14 protein-coding genes are annotated in these 17,077 nt (G+C 63.6%); 10 read left to right on the top strand and 4 right to left on the bottom strand.

Translation table 11 applies throughout. From position 1 onward, the window contains the following. Positions 1-24: 24 nt before the first annotated feature. Complete coding sequence (locus PX52LOC_RS29440) at positions 25-240, top strand: hypothetical protein (protein ID WP_149113440.1); 216 nt, start codon at positions 25-27, stop codon at positions 238-240. A 4-nt stretch (positions 241-244) separates the two neighbouring features. On the opposite strand, the gene PX52LOC_RS29435 is transcribed toward PX52LOC_RS29440, so the two are convergent. Continuing rightward, positions 245-3,199 (bottom strand): M1 family aminopeptidase, encoded by a 2,955-nt coding sequence (locus tag PX52LOC_RS29435; protein ID WP_168219280.1) that lies wholly within the window; start codon positions 3,197-3,199, stop codon positions 245-247. 241 nt (positions 3,200-3,440) lie between these two features. Beyond that, positions 3,441-4,196, bottom strand: coding sequence for a PP2C family protein-serine/threonine phosphatase (locus PX52LOC_RS29430; RefSeq protein ID WP_149113438.1), 756 nt, complete (start codon positions 4,194-4,196; stop codon positions 3,441-3,443). A 405-nt stretch (positions 4,197-4,601) separates the two neighbouring features. On the opposite strand from PX52LOC_RS29430, the gene PX52LOC_RS29425 reads away from it, so the two are divergent. Continuing rightward, positions 4,602-5,726 carry a glycosyltransferase gene (locus PX52LOC_RS29425; protein WP_246173498.1) on the top strand — a complete coding sequence of 375 codons (1,125 nt, stop codon included), beginning with the start codon at positions 4,602-4,604 and terminating at the stop codon, positions 5,724-5,726. 3 nt (positions 5,727-5,729) lie between these two features. Here the strand turns inward: PX52LOC_RS29425 and PX52LOC_RS29420 are convergent, their stop codons facing one another. Next, the gene (locus PX52LOC_RS29420) at positions 5,730-6,722 is read right to left on the bottom strand and encodes a C-terminal binding protein (protein ID WP_149113436.1); all 993 of its coding nucleotides are present in this window, start codon (positions 6,720-6,722) and stop codon (positions 5,730-5,732) included. A 92-nt stretch (positions 6,723-6,814) separates the two neighbouring features. On the opposite strand from PX52LOC_RS29420, the gene nusB reads away from it, so the two are divergent. From nusB to PX52LOC_RS29400, 4 genes are all read left to right on the top strand, one after another. Further along, a complete protein-coding gene (gene nusB, locus PX52LOC_RS29415) occupies positions 6,815-7,276 on the top strand; it encodes a transcription antitermination factor NusB (RefSeq protein WP_149113435.1) in 462 nt (153 codons plus the stop codon). Position 7,277: 1 nt separating this feature from the next. After that, positions 7,278-8,201 carry a PHP domain-containing protein gene (locus PX52LOC_RS29410; protein ID WP_168219279.1) on the top strand — a complete coding sequence of 308 codons (924 nt, stop codon included), beginning with the start codon at positions 7,278-7,280 and terminating at the stop codon, positions 8,199-8,201. Positions 8,202-8,503: 302 nt separating this feature from the next. Beyond that, positions 8,504-9,061 carry a hypothetical protein gene (locus tag PX52LOC_RS29405; protein WP_149113433.1) on the top strand — a complete coding sequence of 186 codons (558 nt, stop codon included), beginning with the start codon at positions 8,504-8,506 and terminating at the stop codon, positions 9,059-9,061. Positions 9,062-9,264: 203 nt separating this feature from the next. Then, positions 9,265-9,546, top strand: a complete 282-nt coding sequence (locus PX52LOC_RS29400; RefSeq protein ID WP_149113432.1) for a hypothetical protein — start codon at positions 9,265-9,267, stop codon at positions 9,544-9,546. A gap of 71 nt (positions 9,547-9,617) precedes the next feature. On the opposite strand, the gene argG is transcribed toward PX52LOC_RS29400, so the two are convergent. Continuing rightward, the gene (argG, locus tag PX52LOC_RS29395; RefSeq protein WP_149113431.1) at positions 9,618-10,877 is read right to left on the bottom strand and encodes an argininosuccinate synthase; all 1,260 of its coding nucleotides are present in this window, start codon (positions 10,875-10,877) and stop codon (positions 9,618-9,620) included. A 50-nt stretch (positions 10,878-10,927) separates the two neighbouring features. Here argG and PX52LOC_RS29390 point away from each other — a divergent pair, with 50 nt between their 5' ends. From PX52LOC_RS29390 to lpdA, 4 genes are all read left to right on the top strand, one after another. After that, the gene (locus tag PX52LOC_RS29390; RefSeq protein ID WP_149113430.1) at positions 10,928-11,362 is read left to right on the top strand and encodes a M67 family metallopeptidase; all 435 of its coding nucleotides are present in this window, start codon (positions 10,928-10,930) and stop codon (positions 11,360-11,362) included. Between the two features lie 149 nt (positions 11,363-11,511). Further along, positions 11,512-14,304 (top strand): 2-oxoglutarate dehydrogenase E1 component, encoded by a 2,793-nt coding sequence (locus PX52LOC_RS29385; RefSeq protein ID WP_149113429.1) that lies wholly within the window; start codon positions 11,512-11,514, stop codon positions 14,302-14,304. Positions 14,305-14,333: 29 nt separating this feature from the next. Beyond that, positions 14,334-15,527 (top strand): 2-oxoglutarate dehydrogenase complex dihydrolipoyllysine-residue succinyltransferase, encoded by a 1,194-nt coding sequence (odhB, locus tag PX52LOC_RS29380; protein WP_149113428.1) that lies wholly within the window; start codon positions 14,334-14,336, stop codon positions 15,525-15,527. 119 nt (positions 15,528-15,646) lie between these two features. Then, entirely contained in the window at positions 15,647-17,059 is a 1,413-nt protein-coding gene (gene lpdA / locus PX52LOC_RS29375; protein ID WP_149113427.1) for a dihydrolipoyl dehydrogenase, read from the top strand. Positions 17,060-17,077: the final 18 nt, after the last annotated feature.

Raw genomic sequence — 17,077 nt, 5'->3', positions numbered from 1 at the left:
GTCCCGGAAACGGAGACAACACTCATGACCTCGCCACGGGGCGAAAATTGGGAGGATATCGACGTGCGCATCTTGGCATGCGACATCCTTGGCGCGCTCTTGCTCATCTGCACGGCGTTTGGTGTTGGTCTCACCGAAGCAAAGGGCATTCATATCGAGCGATATCGCTATCTGCGTTCCGAGCGATCGACAGACTTTGCTTGCTTAGACGAACAATATTGGGCCGGTGTCTACGGATGATGAACTAGAAGGCATGCTGCACGCCGAACCAGAACTGGAACGGCGTGTTGTCGTTGATGGTCTTCGCCACGTCGAATCGCAACGTGACCCGCTCGATGAAACTGAACAACGCGGTATCCACCCGGATGCCTGCCCCGAGGGCGTGAGCCACGTTCTTGACGACCCGCCCGTTCGAGTAAACGCCACCCACGTCGTAGAAGCCGGCGAGCCAGACGTTGCGGGCACCGGCAACGTGATCCAGCACGTCCCACGTCACGTCGCGAGCCAGCGGGACGCGCAGTTCCGCGTTCGCCACCCAGAGCGCGCTCCCCTGTCGTTCCGCCAGATCGTACCCGCGGAAGAGTGTGCTGCCGCCGAGGGCGAAGAACTGCCCGCGGTCGGGGAACGCCCCCTCCGTGACCACCCGCACGGCCAGCCGTGATTGCCCGAGTCGGCCGAGGCAGTCGGAATCGCTCAGCCTGCGTACCGCGGCCAGTTCGAGCCGCAGTTGGTGCAGGCCGACGTCCTTGTCCAGTCGTGCCACGCCTGAGCCGTAGGTCGCGTCCACCCAGAAGCCGCACTCCGGGTCCCAGTAGGGCGTGTAGAGGTTCACGCGGGTGTGCAGACCGGCGAGGTACGTCGAGTCCGGCCGCACCGCTCCCGCCGGCGTCGCCCGAGCGAACGGCAGGAAGTTGTCCTGGTACGTCTGAAAGACCTCGGTATACGCGAGCGGCGGCAGGTACAGGCTGGACCCGTACTGCCAGACGTAGCGGGCGAACGTCGACGCGCGGGTGGCCGAGTTGCGGCCGTTCACGTCGCCGTAGGGACCAGCGATTCGTTGTTCGACGTTGAACCCGAGTTGCGTCTTCGGCAGGGGCCAGTGGTCCCAGAGGCCGTCGGCCCCGATTACGAGGTCGCGGAAGTCTGAGCGGTACGCGCCGTACAGGCCGCCGCTGAAAATTTGCGTGCGGTACGCCCCGGCCCGCACGCCGACCATCGTCGACCGCGTGTACCACGGGTCCGGAAAGAGGGCCCCGCCGATCCACGGTCCGCCGCCGAAGTTCCACTTGTCGTAATCGTTCGTCAGATCGGTCTCGTTGAGCATCGAGTAGAACGGCGACAGGGTGAACCGCGGCTTCTGCCGCCAGACGTTGTTGGCCGGGTTGCGGTCGATCAGCACGCGGTCCGGGTCCACACAAATCTGCGACGGTTCGGACGGCAACGTGAGTTCGACCCGCACCTTGTTGTCCGGTAACGGCTGAATCAGCACGTCTTGCTCGGCTACCCGCACGGTGGCCGCCGTCGCGCTCAGGGGAATGCGAATCGGGAAGCCGTCGCCGTCCGCGAACTGGAAACCGAGGGTCGTCGGCTCGTTGTAGTCGCCGGTCTGCGCGACGATAATTTCCATCCGCCGCGGCCCCGGCTGCACGCCGGTCACCGCGCGGTCGAAGACAGAACTGCCGCCGGCCACGCTCTCGATCTGCCAGTCGGTGATCCCCTTGCCGTAGACCCACCGCTCGAAGAACTCGTCCTGCGACCGACCAGTGTAGGCTTCGAGTTCGGTCTTGAACTGCTGGGCCGAGAGGACGCGCCAGGAATACTTCTGCGTCACGTCGCGCATGAAGTCGAGGAACGCCGTTTCGCCGAGTTGCGCCTCGATCATGCCGAAGACGCGCGACCCGCGGTCGTACGCGCCACTGAACAGGCCGACGAGGTGGTTGAACCCCGGCAACTCGCCCGCGGCCGCCGGCATCTGGTTCCGGCGGATCGCGCCGTACATGCTCGCGTTACGATAGTTCTCGCGGTTGATGTTCGGCAGCCACGTCAGACCGTCCGGCCATTCGAGGAAGGCGTTGTTCTTGCCGTGCTTCTTGTCGAGCAATCGGTGGGTGAAGTACGTGGCCGCCCCTTCGTCCATGAACGTTTCGGCGTAGCCGTTCGTGCCGATCATGTTGTACCACCACTGGTGGCACGTCTCGTGCGAAACGAGGTACTCCACGTACCCGCGGGCGAGGTGCGGCATCCCGAAGACCCGCTCGTCGATCATGATGAGGCCACTGCACTCGTTGCCGTTCCACCCGAAGAACGACTCGGCGACGGTGAACTGCGCGTAGGGGAACTCGCCGAACCACTCGGAATAGGCGGGGATCGCCTCGCCGACGATCTTGAGGATTTCCTTGGCGTAGTGCTCGTGCCGCGGGAACGCAAGGCACTTCAGCGTAATCTCGCGTCCGCTCGGCAGGCGAATCGTGCTCGCCGATTCCACGTACTCGGCGCTCGCCAGAACGGCAAAATCGCGGCCCACGAACGGAGCCGTGACGATCTCCTTCCAGCCGTCCGCCGCGATGCTTTCATACTGTACGCCGGCCGAGCACGCGATCTTCTGATCGGCGGGCACGCGGATGGTCGCAGTGTACTGTCCCGCCTCGTTCCAAAACGGCTGGTGCCACGGGATGAACGGCATCGCGTGCCAGCCGATTTCGTCATAGAACGCCACAACCGGCAGGGCGTTGGACACGTAATGCACACCTTGCCAGTGGCCCCACCGGCCTTGCTTGTTCGGCAGGCGGATCGTGCCTTCGAGTTCCACCACGACCGTTTCACCCGCGTTCACGGCCGTCGGCAGTTCGACGATGATCGCCGACGGGTTGTCGTGTCGGTAGTGGAAGCTGAGAAGTGTCGGTTCCCCGGTCTTCGCAGGGATGGTCACCCGTTCGATGGTACCGTGTCGGCCCGCGCGGTCGATGCCGGATGAGGGGTTCAGCCGCAGGAGTTCCAGCGTCTTCGCCAACAGCAGGTGGTCGCCGTCGGGGATTCGATATTGCGGGTAGAAGTTGAAGGCGATTTCGTTCGTCGGCCGTTGGTGGTGGTTCGTCCACGTCACGGTCATCCGAAAGTCGGCCCGGTGCAGATTTGTGTCGAGTGTCAGTCGAAGGTCGTACCGGGGCAGGGTGTCAACGGCGGCGCGTGCGTCGGCCACCGTCAACAACCACGCAACAAAAAAAGTCCCTAGCCACCGCATCTCCACGAAGCCTCCCGCGGGCCGAATACCAGAGTTATCGGTTGCCCGCTAGCCAAGTTCTGAGGGAGACAGCGAAAGAGTTGAAACTGGGTAGTTTTCAACCGCGAGCGGCCGACTTTCGGGGCAGGGACTTGAGCCGGAAATGACGAAGGCCGGGAGTTTCCTCCCGGCCATCCGTGAACGACCCGCAATCTCTCGGTTAACTTTCCTGAACTTCGATCACGACGCAGGAGACGTTATCGCGTGAGCCGGAATCGAGGGCCAACTGACCGAGGGCTTCCGCACACACCTGCATGTCGGTTTGTTGCGTGACGAAACTGGCCAATTGCTCGTCTCCCACGGCGCCGGTGAGTCCGTCGGTGCAGAGCAGGAAGCGGTCGCCCGCCTGAATCGGGATGCCGGACACGTCCGGTCCTTCGCCGACTTCTTTCGAGCCGAGGTACTTCCACAGGACGTTCTTGAATCGGTGGTCCTTCGCCTCGGCTTCGGAAATCGTCTTCGCTTCAACGAGTGCGCGGGCGAGCGAGTGGTCGATGGTGAGTTGCTGGATTTTCTTGTTGCGGATCAGATACGCCCGGCTGTCGCCGACGCCGGTGATGAAGATTTCATTCCCCTTCCGCCAGATGGCGAGCACGACGGTCGTGCCCATGTTCTTCATGTCTTTGTCGAGCGCGCCCATCGCCATGATTTCTTCGTTCGCCTGGGCAATGGCCCGCCGCGTCACGGACTTGACGCCCTCGCCGTTGAGGTGCGAGGAAAGGTTCTTCCGCAACTCGCGGGGGATGATTTCGATCGCCCGCTTGCTGGCGATTTCGCCGGCCGCCTGACCGCCCATTCCGTCGGCCACGATCGAAACGATCATGTCCGGGAACTGCTTCACGTCAATCGAGTCTTCGTTGTTCTCACGGTAGTTGCCGAGCAGGCTGCACTTGCCGATGGAAAGAGAAAAAGCCATGTCACCCTCACTTCTCAGCAACGACAGTCGCACGATTTCAGGACGGCATCGGTCGGCGCGATCGTGCGTACCGGGGCTAACAGATGTTTCGCGGAGATAACATTCCGGGTTACGAACCGCTCCGTCACAACAGAAACTACGCTTCGCGGACCCGGAATAATTCCATTTAACCTACAACGATAACTCACCTTACGCAACTCTGACAACACCTTTCAGGGGGAATCCCGCGACCATCATTGTCTCTGATCGTTACAAGAGTGTCACAATTGATACTGTCGGAATCGCTGACAGTTCCGGGTTCCGGGTTCCTCTTCCCCGATTACAAACGGAAAGGGTATCATCCCGCGTCCGAAAAAATGCCGTGAAACCGTACTGGGCTTGGACATGGGCGATGGACGACGGGTGATGTTGGTTCACGACTGGCTCACCGGCATGAGGGGCGGCGAGAAGTGCCTGGAGCCGGCCTGTCATCGGTGGCCGGATGCTAAACTTTTTACCGCGTTCCATCATCGCGGCTCGGTTTCGCCCGCCATCGAGCGCCTGGCACCGCGAACGAGCATGCTGAACCGCCTGCCCGGCGTTCACCGCTATTACCGCTACCTTCTGCCGCTGTTCCCGTGGGCGGCCAAGTGGTCCATTCCCGAATGTGATCTGCTGTTGAGTTTCAGCCATTGTCTCGCGAAGGCTGCGACGCCGCCGGCGGGGACGCCGCACATCAGCTATTGCTTCACGCCGATGCGATACGCCTGGCACATGCGGGACGCCTACTTTCGACCCGGACGGTTGAGCCGCGTGAAGGCGGCCGCGCTCGACCGACTCCTCCGTTGGCTTCGTGATTGGGACCGCCGTACGGCCGACGGTGTGACGCACTTCGTGGCCATCAGTGAAACGATTCGTCAGCGTATCCGCGAGTGCTACGACCGCGACAGCGTCGTGATCTACCCGCCGGTGGACACGAATTTTTATACCCCGGCCGCGACGCAACGCGATGACTTTTACCTGATCGTCTCGGCCTTAGCCCCGTACAAGCGGTTCGATCTGGCGGTCGAAGCCTGTACGCGGTTGGGCCGGAAACTCGTCGTCATCGGCACGGGCCAGCACGCCGCGAAGTTGCGGAAAATGGCCGGGCCGACCGTGCAATTCCTCGGGCGGCAGTCCGACGAAGTGATCCGCAACCACTACCGTCGGGCCAGGGCAGTGTTGTTCCCATCCGAAGAAGATTTCGGCATCGTGCCGGTGGAAGCCCAGGCGTGCGGGTGCCCGGTGATCGCGTTCAGCCGGGGCGGAAGTTCCGAGACGGTGCGGCCCCTCGGCGGTTCCCACCCGACCGGGGTGTTTTTCGACGAACAGCGGACCGATGCCGTCATCGCGGCGATGGAGCGATTCGAACAAAACGAGGATCGGTTCGATCCGATGGACGCCCGCCGGAACGCGGTGCCATTCAACGCCGCACGCTACGAGTCGGAACTTTTCGGATACGTCGAGAGCGTGTTGCGTGGCCCCGCGACCCAGGTTCGGCGGGCGGCTTGAGGGTCAATTCACCACGTTTCTCAGCGGCACGCCGAGCAACGCCCGACGGCACGCCGCGGCACTCTTCACGCGGATGTCGTGCAGCCCTTCCTGCGAGTAAAAGGCGGCGTGCGGGTTGATAATGACGCGGTCGTGGGCCGGGTGTGAGTGGTCGCGCCAGGCGTCGATCAGCGGGTGGTTCGTCGGCGGCGGCTCGTGCGGGAAAACGTCGATACCCGCCCCGGCGAGTTGGCCGGACTCGATCGCCTCGGGAATGCACGCGAGATCGACGACGGCCCCGCGCGAGGTGTTCACAAGGTACGATCCCTTCGGCATCAGCGCGAGCGTGGTCGCGTTGATGATGTGGTGCGTTTCCGGCGTGAGCGGGCAGTGGGGACTGAGGACGAAACTCTGTTCCAGCAGGCTCTCTAACGTGTCCACCCGCGTGATGCCGACGGCCTTGTCGATGCCGTCGGCGAGGTACGGGTCGAAGAAGATCACCTTCATCCCCAGGGCTTTCGCCCGCAGGGCGGTGGCCGTCCCGATGCGGCCGAGGCCGAGGATGCCGAGCACGCGGCCGCGAAGTCGGGCCAGCGCATTCGCCTGCGTGTACGACCACGGGCCGAGGCTGCGCTGGAGGCGGTTGTTGTAGAGGTGGATGCCGCGGGTCAGGGCGAGCATCAGGCCGATGGCGGAGTCGGCCACTTCCTCCGTGCCGTAGTCCGGGACGTTGGCAACCGGAATGCCCCGTGACCGGGCGAACACGCGATCAACGTTGTCGAACCCGACGCCGCACCGGACGATGAGCTTACATTTCGTCAGCCGTTCGATGGTCTTCGCGGTCAAGTTGATGTTGTGGTACAGCATCACCGCGTCGGCCTCTTCGACCTTGCCGACGAGTTCGTCTTCGGACATGGCGTTGCACGCGGTCAGGTCCGCGATGTCGTCGAGCGTGGCTCGTTCGGTGGCCAAGTCATCGTCCAGGAAGTCGGTAATCACGACGCGAAAGCGGGACATGGGACAGCACCTCTTGGGGATGTCGTTGTAGAACGTGCGCGGCCGGTTTCGATATACTAGCCCTTTCGGTCGTTTCCCGTGGATGTACTCGCATGACCCGCCGCTCCCGTGCCCGTGAAGTCGCCCTCCAACTGCTCTTTCAGAAGGACCAGAACCCGAAGCCGATCTCGCGGAAGGCCATCGAAAAGTTCGCCCGCGACCGCCTCATCCGGGACGGGGACGCCGTCGAGTTCTGCCTCAGAATTTACGACGAAGTTCTCAGCAACCAGGCGGCCATCGACGCGAGTATCTCGGCCACGGCCGAGAACTGGCGGATCAACCGGATGTTGCCGGTGGACCGGAACTTGTTGCGGATCGGCACCTACGAGATGATCCACGCCGCCGAGCCGACGCCGCCGGCCGTGGCGATCGACGAAGTGATCGAGTTAGCCCGGCGGTACGGGTCGGCCGACTCGCCGGGGTTCGTGAACGGCATTCTCGACAAGATCATCAAGAAGAAACAAGCCGCACCGCCTGTGCCCACCCCCGCCGAACCAGTCGCGGCGGCCGAGTGACGTGCCACGCCGCCAGCCGTTTACAGCCCTTTGTCAGCACGCGGCTAATCTCGCCCGCCCCGCCCTCGCCGACCTGCATACGCACACCCTGGCGAGCGACGGGGAGTTCACGGCCTCGCAAATCGTGGCGTTCGCGGTCCAAGCCGGTCTGAAAGCCGTCGCCATCACCGACCACGACACGACGGCCGGGTTCGCGGAGGCGGAAGCCGCAATCCGGGCGAACCGCTCTCCGATCGAACTGATCCCCGGCGTGGAACTGAGCACCTTCTGGGACGACCGCGAGTACCACCTTCTTGCGTACTTTGTCCGGCCCGATGTCGCATTCCAAGAGATGCTCCGCCAGCTCCAAGAAGCCCGCGAGAGACGGTTTCAGCAGTTTCGCCAACTCCTTCGCGAACGGGGTCTGAGTCTGATCGAATCGAACTGGGATCACCTCGCGGTCTCAACGCCCAGCCTCGGCCGCCGTCACGTGGCGCGGGAACTCGTCCGGGCCGGCGTGGTTCGACGCCTGCACGACGCCTTCCGTCACTTCGTCCTGCCGCTAAGTGGGCAGGTTGACCGGTTGCGCGTCATTTCCCTTCGAGATGCCCTCGACCGAGTTCGCGCCGCCGGCGGTGTGGCATCTCTCGCTCACCCGTCGGCCGAGTTCTCTCGCGATCAACTCACCGTGTTGCGGGATTGGGGATTGGGCGGGGTCGAAGTGCAGTTCCCGGCTGTCACCTACTCGCGAAGTCTCGAACTGCGAGCGTGGGCCGGGGAACTCGGTTTAGGTTGCACCGGCGGGAGCGATTGTCACGGTCCGGAGCGGCGCGTCGGCTGCCGAACGATCCCGATGCACGATTTGTTGCGGTTCCGACAGTCGGCCACTTCCGCCGGCTGTGCCGGGGGAGGGGACCGCACGCCCTCTGTCGAACTGCGCAATTAACCGATCACTGCCGCCGTTCCTGGACCTGCATCACCCCACATCGACGACGAAATCACTTGCGAACGGGCGATTTCCGGGAACAATTCCGACGGTACCAGGGATGGGCACCCGTCGGCCCTTCTCGCCACGCACCCGTGCACAGGACGCACTCCATGACCAAACGGCTCCTTACCTCACTGCTTCTCTTTCCGGCCCTGCTCGCGACATCGAATTCACTTCGAGCGCAATGCCCTGCGGGTGAAAACTGCGCAACGGCCGCGACGCCCGCACCTGCCGTGGGTTACGGGTATCCGAGTTACGCCATGCAACCCGGGCCGGCTCACCCGCACTTCCCGCCGTTCGGCTGCGGCGGGTTCTGCATCGGCTTCCTGAGTCGCATCCACTTCCACGGCCCGTTGTTCAACTACGGCCCGTACGCCGGCTACTACCCGTTCGAACCCTACGGCCCCTGGACCTCGGACCTCCGGTACAACGGCCCGGTCCCGGGTTCCGGCTCGTGCGGTTGGGCAAAGGGGCTGAGCGGTCACGGCCTCGGCTGGGGGCACTATTCGCTCTGCACGCTCAAGAACGTCTTCCACCGCGTGAACCCCCTCGCCCACAAGTGCGGCTCGAGTCTGAGCCTGGGCAAGTGTGGTTCGACGGGCGGCCAGTGTTACACGTCGAGTGGTTCCGCAACAATTGACGCAACGCCGTGTGCCACCCCCGGCGGGTGTCCCGTGAGCACGACCGTACAATCCGATCAACCTGCCGGAGTGGTAAAGGCTCCTCAAGCCGTCAACACAACCGCGATTCCCGTCCAAATCGCCCCGGCCGCTCCCGTTGAAACCCTGCCGGGCGTACTGACTGGGAAAAACAAGTAAGCAAGGCAAACCTCGCCAGCAATACCGGGGAGGCGTGATCCTCCGAATCGACTGGCACGACCCCGATTCGATCGCGGGCATTTTTCCCCGCGATCCTCCCATCTTGGAAACTGTCAGGGATAGTAGTCCTGCTGAACAATCTCGGCGCGCTCGTAGGGAGTGCGCCATTGTTTCGAAGGATCGAAACCGCCGAGAGGACAGACATGAAGAAGATCATTTTCGCCGTGATGACCATGGTCGCCCTGACGGGCGTCGCGTCGGCCGCGGGCGGCCCGTTTAGCGCGATGCCGGGCCAACAAGCCGGGCCGGGGCCGTTCGCTCGGTTCTTCGGGAAGCAACCGCTCCCCGCGCTCCAGGCCGCTCCGTGGTACCTGTACTGGCCGTACAACGCCCACTTCCAGACGGCGGCCCCGCTGACGGGCGCGTACTATGCCCCGCCGACGGCTGCTCCCGCTAACCCGTACTTCCCGCCGGCCGGCCGTTAAACCGGTTGACGGTGAAATAGAAGAGGGGTGGTCGAACTCGGTTCGACCACCCCTCTTCTATTTTGTCTCTGTTACTGCTTGGCCCACCTCGGCGGCGTGACTTGCCCGTTGGCCGCGAGCGCCCGAGCCGAGACTTGCAGCACGCGCAGGAAGCCTTCGCTGTCGGCGTGGTTGAACTCTCCGATGTCTTCCATCGAGGCGTTCGACTCCGAGTACATCTGGTTCGGCACGTCGTTCGCCGCGGCGAACGTCACGCCCCCCTTGTAGAGCTTCAACGCGATGGTGCCGTTCACCAACTTCAGGACCGGCTTGATCGCCTCACGGGCCATGTGAGTTGCGAGGTCGAAGCCGTACCCCTGATAGATCTGCTTCGACACGAACGGCGAGATGGCGTCGTACAGTTCCCGGCTGCGGCGGTCGAGCACGAGTTGCAGCAGGTACTTGAACGCGGTGCCGAGCAGTTCCATCCCCGGCGATTCGTACACGCCCCGCGACTTGATGCCAACGAAGCGGTTCTCGACGAGGTGCGAGCAGATGCCGACCGCATTCCGGCCGCCGATATCGTTGGCGGTCTGGATGGCCTGGAATGCCGAGACGGCCTTGCCGTTGATCGCGACCGGTCGGCCGTTCTCGAACTTGACCGTGACCTCTTCCACCTTATCGGGGGCCTGTTCCGGCTTCACGCCCATGCCCGGCGTGACGAACCACGGGCCGACGTTCAGGTGTTCGAGTTGACCGGCCTCGTGGGTGAGGCCGAGAAGGTTCGCGTCGGTGGAGTAGGGGGCCGACCGCGATGCCTTGATCGGCAGTTTGTGCGTCTCGCAGTAGTCGATCATTTCCGTCCGACCGCGGAACCGGCTCAGGAACGCCTCGTCCCGCCACGGGGCGTAGATGCTCACCGTCGGGTCGAGCATGTTCGTGCAAAGCTGGAACCGCACCTGGTCGTTCCCGCGGCCGGTCGCCCCGTGGCCGAGGACCTTGATCCCGCGCTTCGCCATCTCCGGGATCATCCCGGCGACGATGACGTGTCGGCCGATGCCGGTCGTGTTCCAGTAATCGCCTTCGTAGCGGGCCTGGAATTGAATGACCTCGATGCCGGACTCCGCGATCATGTCGTGCAGCGGGATCGCGATGTAGTCCGACGCGCCAGAGAGCCGCATCCGCCGTTCGATCTCGGAGAAGTCCGTCTCGTCCGGCTGGGCGATATCGGCCGTGAAGGCGACGACATTGACGCCGTGCTCCGAGAGCCACTTGGTCACGGTGCAGGAATCGAGGCCGCCGGACGCCGCGAACGCGACGGTTTGGCCCTTCAGGTCAGCGAGAGTCGTCATCGTGCTCATTCCTAACGGGGGAGTTCTCCGCAGGTATAGAATTACGAACGATGCCCCCGTTTCGTCTCGTGATTCCGCGGCCGGTCTTCGAGGAAATGCTGTCCCACGCCCGTGCCGACCGCCCCAACGAATGCTGCGGGCTGCTCGCCGGGGTAGTCGAAGCCAACGTTGGGCGGGTCCGCAAACTCCACCGGCTGGTGAACGAACTGGCGTCGCCGGTCGCCTTTCGTTCCGAGTCCCGAAGCCTGTTCGCGGCCATGAAGGCGATGCGGCAAGCGGGGACCGACGTACTGGCCGTGTACCACTCCCACCCCTTGAGCGACCCGATCCCCAGTCGGCACGACCTCGCGCAGAACTACAGCGAACGGGTTGTGAACCTGATCGTCGGCTTGGTCCCGGAACCGCCGGACGTGCGAGCGTGGTGGTTGAATGGAACGGGTTATTCGGCAGCAGAATGGCGGGTCGAGGCCGTAAACCCTGCCTGATGACCGCAAGTTCGGGCTTCTCCCTCGTTCGGCCACTGTCGATTCGAATAGGATGTTCCCGACGGCTCGTGCTCCGTAAGCATAAACTAGGATCATCCGAACTTTTACCCGGTCCTCTCCGCCACCGGGTTCAGATGGAGCGACCCCCGATGGCTCGCGAGATTTTTGCCAATCATTTCAACCGTGATCTCGTCGAAGACGCCTACCGCCAGTGGCAAACCGACCCCGCCAGTGTGGACGCGACCTGGCAGGCTTTTTTCGAGGGCATCGAGTTCGGCGGCAAAACTGGAACCGGTGGGACGAACGCCACGACGCTGAACGTCGAAACCCGCCTCCAGAGCGGGGCGGTGCGACTCATCACCGCCTACCGCGACCTTGGACACCTCGCCGCCCACCTCGACCCGCTCAACCCGGCGCCGGACAAGGAACCCTGGCTGATTAGCCTCGAACGCTTTCACCTGTCGCCGGCGGACCTGGACTCGGTCGTTGACGGATCGATGTACTTCGGCATGGACGGGCCGAAGTTGCTCCGCGACGTTCTCGAAACGCTGAAGGAAACGTACTCCCGCACCATCGGCGTCGAGTACATGCACATTCAGGACATCAAGGCCCGCGGGTGGCTGGCGAAGCGGATGGAACCGCGGATGAACCAGCCGCAATTGGCGACGCGGCAGAAGATCCGCACGCTCATGTCGCTGCACTACGCCGAACTGTTTGAGAAGTTCCTGCACACGAAGTTCGTCGGGCAGAAGCGGTTCTCCCTGGAAGGCGGCGAAACACTGCTGCCGATCTTGGAAGCGATCGTCGAGAAGGCCCCGTCGCTCGGGGTGAAGGAAATCGTCATCGGCATGGCCCACCGCGGCCGCCTGAACGTGCTGGCGAACATCCTGCGGAAGCCGTTTGAGGAGATTTTCAACGAATTCGAGGACCGCTACTACGTCGATGCCGACGGCGGCGACGGCGACGTGAAGTATCACATGGGCTTCTCGTCGGACATCAAGACCCTTGACGGCAACTCGATTCACCTCAGCCTCGCCCCGAACCCTAGTCACCTCGAGATCGTCAACCCGGTGGTGGAAGGCCGCGTGCGGGCCAAGCAGCAAATGCACGGCGACGCCGACCGGACCCAAGGCGTCCCCATCCTCATCCACGGCGACGCCGCCTTCGCCGGTCAGGGGTTGGTGGCCGAGACACTGAACATGGCGAACCTGTCCGGCTACCGTGTCGGCGGCACCGTTCACGTCGTCGTCAACAACCAGATCGGCTTCACGACCAGCCCCCGCGACTCGCGCAGCACGCAATACTGCACCGACATCGCGAAGTTCATCCAAGCCCCGATCTTCCACGTCAACGCGGAGGACCCGGAGGCCGCAGTCTACATCGCCGAGTTGGCCCTCGAATACCGCCAGCAGTACAAGAGCGACGTGGTGATCGACCTGTTCTGCTACCGCAAGTGGGGCCACAACGAAGGGGACGAGCCCTCGTACACGCAGCCGGTCGAGTACCGCCTGATCCGGGCGAAGGAGAGCGTGACGACGGTTTACACCAAACAACTCGTCGCCGGCGGCACGCTCAACCAGGAAGAAGCCGACGCCATCGACGCGGACTTCCGTTCGAAGCTCGACACGTCGTTGACCGAAGTCCGGTCGTCCGCCCCGCGCAAGAAGGGGATGCGAGGCTTCTCCGGCGTGTGGACCGGGATGACCAGCCGCTTTAACCCGGCGACCGTCGAGACGGCGATCAAACCGGACGTGGTGGATCGGATCGCCGACCAGATCGTGAGCGTGCCGGACGGCTTCGCGTTCCACCCGAAGCTCAAGGACATCCTCGAAAAGCGGCGGAATGACATCAAGGGCCGCAACAAGATCGATTGGGGGGCGGGCGAAGCCCTCGCGTTCGGCTCGCTCGTCCTCGAGGGCCACCCGGTCCGGCTCAGCGGCCAGGACAGTCGCCGCGGGACGTTCAGCCACCGCTTCGCGTTCCTCTACGATTTCGAGAAGGGGACGCCATACTGCCCGCTCGCGAACCTCGACCCGAAGCAGGCCGCGTTCGACGTGTACGACAGCAATCTCAGTGAGGCGGCGGTCCTCGGCTTCGAGTACGGTTACTCGCTCGACGACCCGAACGCGCTCGTGATGTGGGAAGCCCAGTTCGGCGACTTCGCGAACGGCGCACAAGTCGTGATTGACCAGTTCATCAGTTCCGGCGAGTCAAAGTGGAACCGCAGCAGCGGCATCGTGATGCTCCTGCCGCACGGCTACGAGGGGGCCGGCCCGGAACACTCGTCGGCCCGCTTCGAGCGGTTCTTGCAACTGTGTGCCGAGGACAACATGCAGGTCTGCAACTTCTCAACGCCGGCGAACTACTTCCACGCCCTGCGGCGGCAGATCAAACGCAGTTTCCGCAAGCCGCTCGTCGTGATGACGCCAAAGAGCCTGTTGCGGGTGCCGCTCTCCCCGGTCGAAGACTTTACCACCGGTAAGTTCCAGGAAGTGATCGACGACACGCTGCCCGCCGCGGACCGCGTCCGGCGGGTGCTGTTCTGCACGGGCAAGGTTTACTACGACCTGCTCGCGAAGCAAAAGGAGCGGAACACGGACGAAGTCGCCGTCGTGCGGGTCGAGCAACTCTACCCGTGGCCCGAGAAACAACTCGCGACCGTGCTGGCGAAGTACCGGCGGGCGGTCGAGTGGCGGTGGGTGCAGGAAGAGTCGCAGAACATGGGCGCGTGGTTCTTCGTGGAACCCCGCCTGCGGGCGATGAACGTGCCGGTCGAGTACATCGGCCGCGACGCGAGCGCCAGCCCGGCCACCGGCTCGCACAAGATTCATGAACACGAGCAGAAGGAACTCGTCGAACAAGCATTCACCGCGACAGGCACCTACGCCGTCACGGCGGGCAAGAACGGTGGTGGCGTCGTGTCCCACGGCGTGCCGGTCTAATTCGACACCCAACGCAGGAACGAACCTTCATGGCGATCGAAATCACAGTCCCCTCGGCCGGCGAGTCGGTGACGGAAGCCCGCATCGCGCGGTGGATGAAGAAATCCGGCGAGGCGGTCAAGGTCGACGAGCCGATTCTGGAACTGGAGACGGACAAGGCCTCGCTCGAAATCGCGGCCCCGGCCGCTGGCGTGCTGACCGTGACCGTCGAAGCCGGTCAGATCGTCAAGATCGGGCAGGTGATCGGCAGCGTGGACCCTTCCGGTAAGGCGACTGTCGCGCCGGCCCAGGCTACTGTTGAGAAGAAGGCGGACCCGAAGGGAGAAGCGAAGGCGGACGTGAAGCTCTCGCCCGCCGCCCGCGCGATGGTCGCCGATTCGGGTCTCGACGCGGCGAAGGTTTCCGCCAGCGGCCCCGCCGGCCTCGTGACCAAGGACGACGTGCTGAAGCACCAATCGGCCCCCGCCCCGGCGGCGAACGGAACCGCGAAACCCGAACCCACTCGCCCGGCGAAGTCCGACGGCCCCCGTGAAACGCGGCAGCCGATGTCGATGATCCGCCGACGGATCGCGGAGCGCCTCCTCGAAAGTCAGAACACGACCGCGACGCTGACGACGTTCAACGAGGTCGATCTGTCGGCGGCGATGGACCTGCGGGCGAAGTACAACGAGAAGTTCGAGAAGAAGCACGGCGTCAAGCTCGGCTTCATGTCGATCTTCGCGAAGGCGTCGGTCGTGGCCCTCAAGGCGTTCCCCCTCGTGAACGCCCGCCTCGACGGCGGCGACGTCGTCCTGCAAAACTTCTACGACATCGGCATGGCCGTGAGCACCGAGAAGGGGCTGATGGTCCCGGTCGTTCGCAACGTCGACGCGATGGGCTTTGCCGAGATCGAGAAGGAGATCGGTGCCGTCGCCAAGCGTGCCCGCGACGGCAAGATCACGCCGGCCGACATGACCGGCGGCACGTTCACGATCACCAACGGCGGCATCTTCGGTTCGATGCTCAGCACGCCGATCCTCAACCCGCCGCAGGCCGCCATCCTCGGCATGCACAGCATTCAGAAGCGGGCGGTCGTCGTGAACGATGAAATCGTCATCCGCCCGATGATGTACCTCGCGCTCAGCTACGACCATCGCCTGATCGACGGCCGCGAGGCAGTGCAGTTCTTGGTGCGGATCAAGGAGTGCGTCGAAAGCCCCGAGCGGATGCTCTTCGACATTTGAGAAGTTGCGAGTGACGAGTTGTGAGTTACGAGTCAAGACACAAGTCCAAACACGGAGAATGTGGTTGAGGGCGGGTGGATCGAGCTTTCACTCGCCACTCGCCATTCGCCACTCATAACATGGCTGACGCTTTTGATCTCATCGTCATCGGGGCCGGGCCGGGTGGGTACGTCGCGGCCATTCGTGCGGCCCAACTCGGCAAGAAGGTGGCCGTTATCGAGCGGCGGCCGAATAAGGCTCTCGGCGGAACTTGCCTGAACATCGGCTGCATTCCGTCGAAAGCACTGCTCGATTCGAGCGAACTGTTCGACGTGACGAACCACAAGCTCCAAAAGCACGGCGTGGTCGTCGATAAGGTGTCGCTCGACCTCGCGACGATGATGAAGCGCAAAGACGGCGTCGTTAAGTCGCTGACCGACGGCATCGCGTTCCTCTTCAAGAAGAACAAGATCACGCCGATCTACGGCACCGGCAAACTCCTCCGCGACAAGTCGGTCGAGGTGACGGACGCCGATGGGAACAAGACGACCTACAAGGCCGAGAACGTCCTCCTCGCGACCGGCAGCGAGAGTACGGAACTGCCGTTCTTGAAGTTCGACGGCAAGCAGGTCGTCAGTTCGACCGAGGCGCTCTCTTTCGAGCAAGTGCCGAAGCACCTCATCGTTGTGGGCGGCGGGTACATCGGCCTCGAACTCGGCAGCGTGTGGAAGCGGCTCGGCGCGAAGGTCACGGTGGTCGAATTCCTGCCGCGGATTCTGCCCGTCACCGACGGCGAGATCGCGGCGAGCGTACAGAAAATATTGACGAAGCAGGGGATGGAGTTCCACCTCGATACGAAGGTGACCGGCGCGAAGGTGCAGGACGGTTCCGTGACCGTGACGGCCGAGAAGGCTGGCCAGCCGGTGACGTTCGAGGGGGACAAGGTACTCGTCGCCGTCGGCCGGCGGCCGTACACGGCGAATCTGGGGTTGGACGAAGCCGGCGTGACTTACGACAAGAAGACCGGCCGCATTGCCGTGGACAAGCAGTTCCGCACGAACGTCCCTGGCGTGGCCGCCCTCGGCGACCTGATCGACGGCCCGACGCTCGCCCATAAGGCGATGGAAGAGGGCGTTGCCTACGCCGAGATTATTTCCGGGCACAAGGCACACTTCAGCTACGAGTTCATCCCGAGCGCCATCTACATCTGGCCCGAAGTCGCGAGCGTCGGCCTGACGGAAGAACAGGTGAAGGCGACAGGCCGCGAGTATCGCATTGGCAAGGTGCCGTTCGGCCCGAGCGGTCGTGCCCGGGCGATGGACGAGCCGGACGGTTACGTGAAAATCCTCACCGATAAGGCGACGGACCGCGTCCTCGGCGTCCACATCCTCGGCCCGCGGGCGTCGGACCTGATCGGCGAAGCGGTCACCGTGATGGAGTACCGCGGCAGTGCCGAAGACATCGCCCGCTGCATCCACGGCCACCCGACTCTGACCGAGACGGTCGGCGAAGCCGCCCGTGCCGCGTGGTTGGGGGCCGCGATCCACGCTTAATTTTGGAACGCGGAGCGG

It is taken from the genome of Limnoglobus roseus (assembly GCF_008254045.1).
GTDB classification, from domain to species: domain Bacteria; phylum Planctomycetota; class Planctomycetia; order Gemmatales; family Gemmataceae; genus Limnoglobus; species Limnoglobus roseus.
Note: the sequence above shows the minus strand (reverse complement) of the source record. Positions and strands in the feature narration are given on the sequence as shown.

Excerpts from the sequence above, each read along its gene's own strand:
- PX52LOC_RS29440 (WP_149113440.1), top strand. The coding sequence starts at position 25 with ATGACCTCGCCACGGGGCGAAAATTGGGAGGATATCGACGTGCGCATC.
- PX52LOC_RS29430 (WP_149113438.1), bottom strand. The coding sequence starts at position 4,196 with ATGGCTTTTTCTCTTTCCATCGGCAAGTGCAGCCTGCTCGGCAACTAC.
- PX52LOC_RS29425 (WP_246173498.1), top strand. The coding sequence starts at position 4,602 with ATGTTGGTTCACGACTGGCTCACCGGCATGAGGGGCGGCGAGAAGTGC.
- PX52LOC_RS29420 (WP_149113436.1), bottom strand. The coding sequence starts at position 6,722 with ATGTCCCGCTTTCGCGTCGTGATTACCGACTTCCTGGACGATGACTTG.
- nusB (WP_149113435.1), top strand. The coding sequence starts at position 6,815 with ATGACCCGCCGCTCCCGTGCCCGTGAAGTCGCCCTCCAACTGCTCTTT.
- PX52LOC_RS29405 (WP_149113433.1), top strand. The coding sequence starts at position 8,504 with ATGCAACCCGGGCCGGCTCACCCGCACTTCCCGCCGTTCGGCTGCGGC.
- PX52LOC_RS29400 (WP_149113432.1), top strand. The coding sequence starts at position 9,265 with ATGAAGAAGATCATTTTCGCCGTGATGACCATGGTCGCCCTGACGGGC.
- argG (WP_149113431.1), bottom strand. The coding sequence starts at position 10,877 with ATGACGACTCTCGCTGACCTGAAGGGCCAAACCGTCGCGTTCGCGGCG.
- PX52LOC_RS29390 (WP_149113430.1), top strand. The coding sequence starts at position 10,928 with ATGCCCCCGTTTCGTCTCGTGATTCCGCGGCCGGTCTTCGAGGAAATG.
- PX52LOC_RS29385 (WP_149113429.1), top strand. The coding sequence starts at position 11,512 with ATGGCTCGCGAGATTTTTGCCAATCATTTCAACCGTGATCTCGTCGAA.
- odhB (WP_149113428.1), top strand. The coding sequence starts at position 14,334 with ATGGCGATCGAAATCACAGTCCCCTCGGCCGGCGAGTCGGTGACGGAA.
- lpdA (WP_149113427.1), top strand. The coding sequence starts at position 15,647 with ATGGCTGACGCTTTTGATCTCATCGTCATCGGGGCCGGGCCGGGTGGG.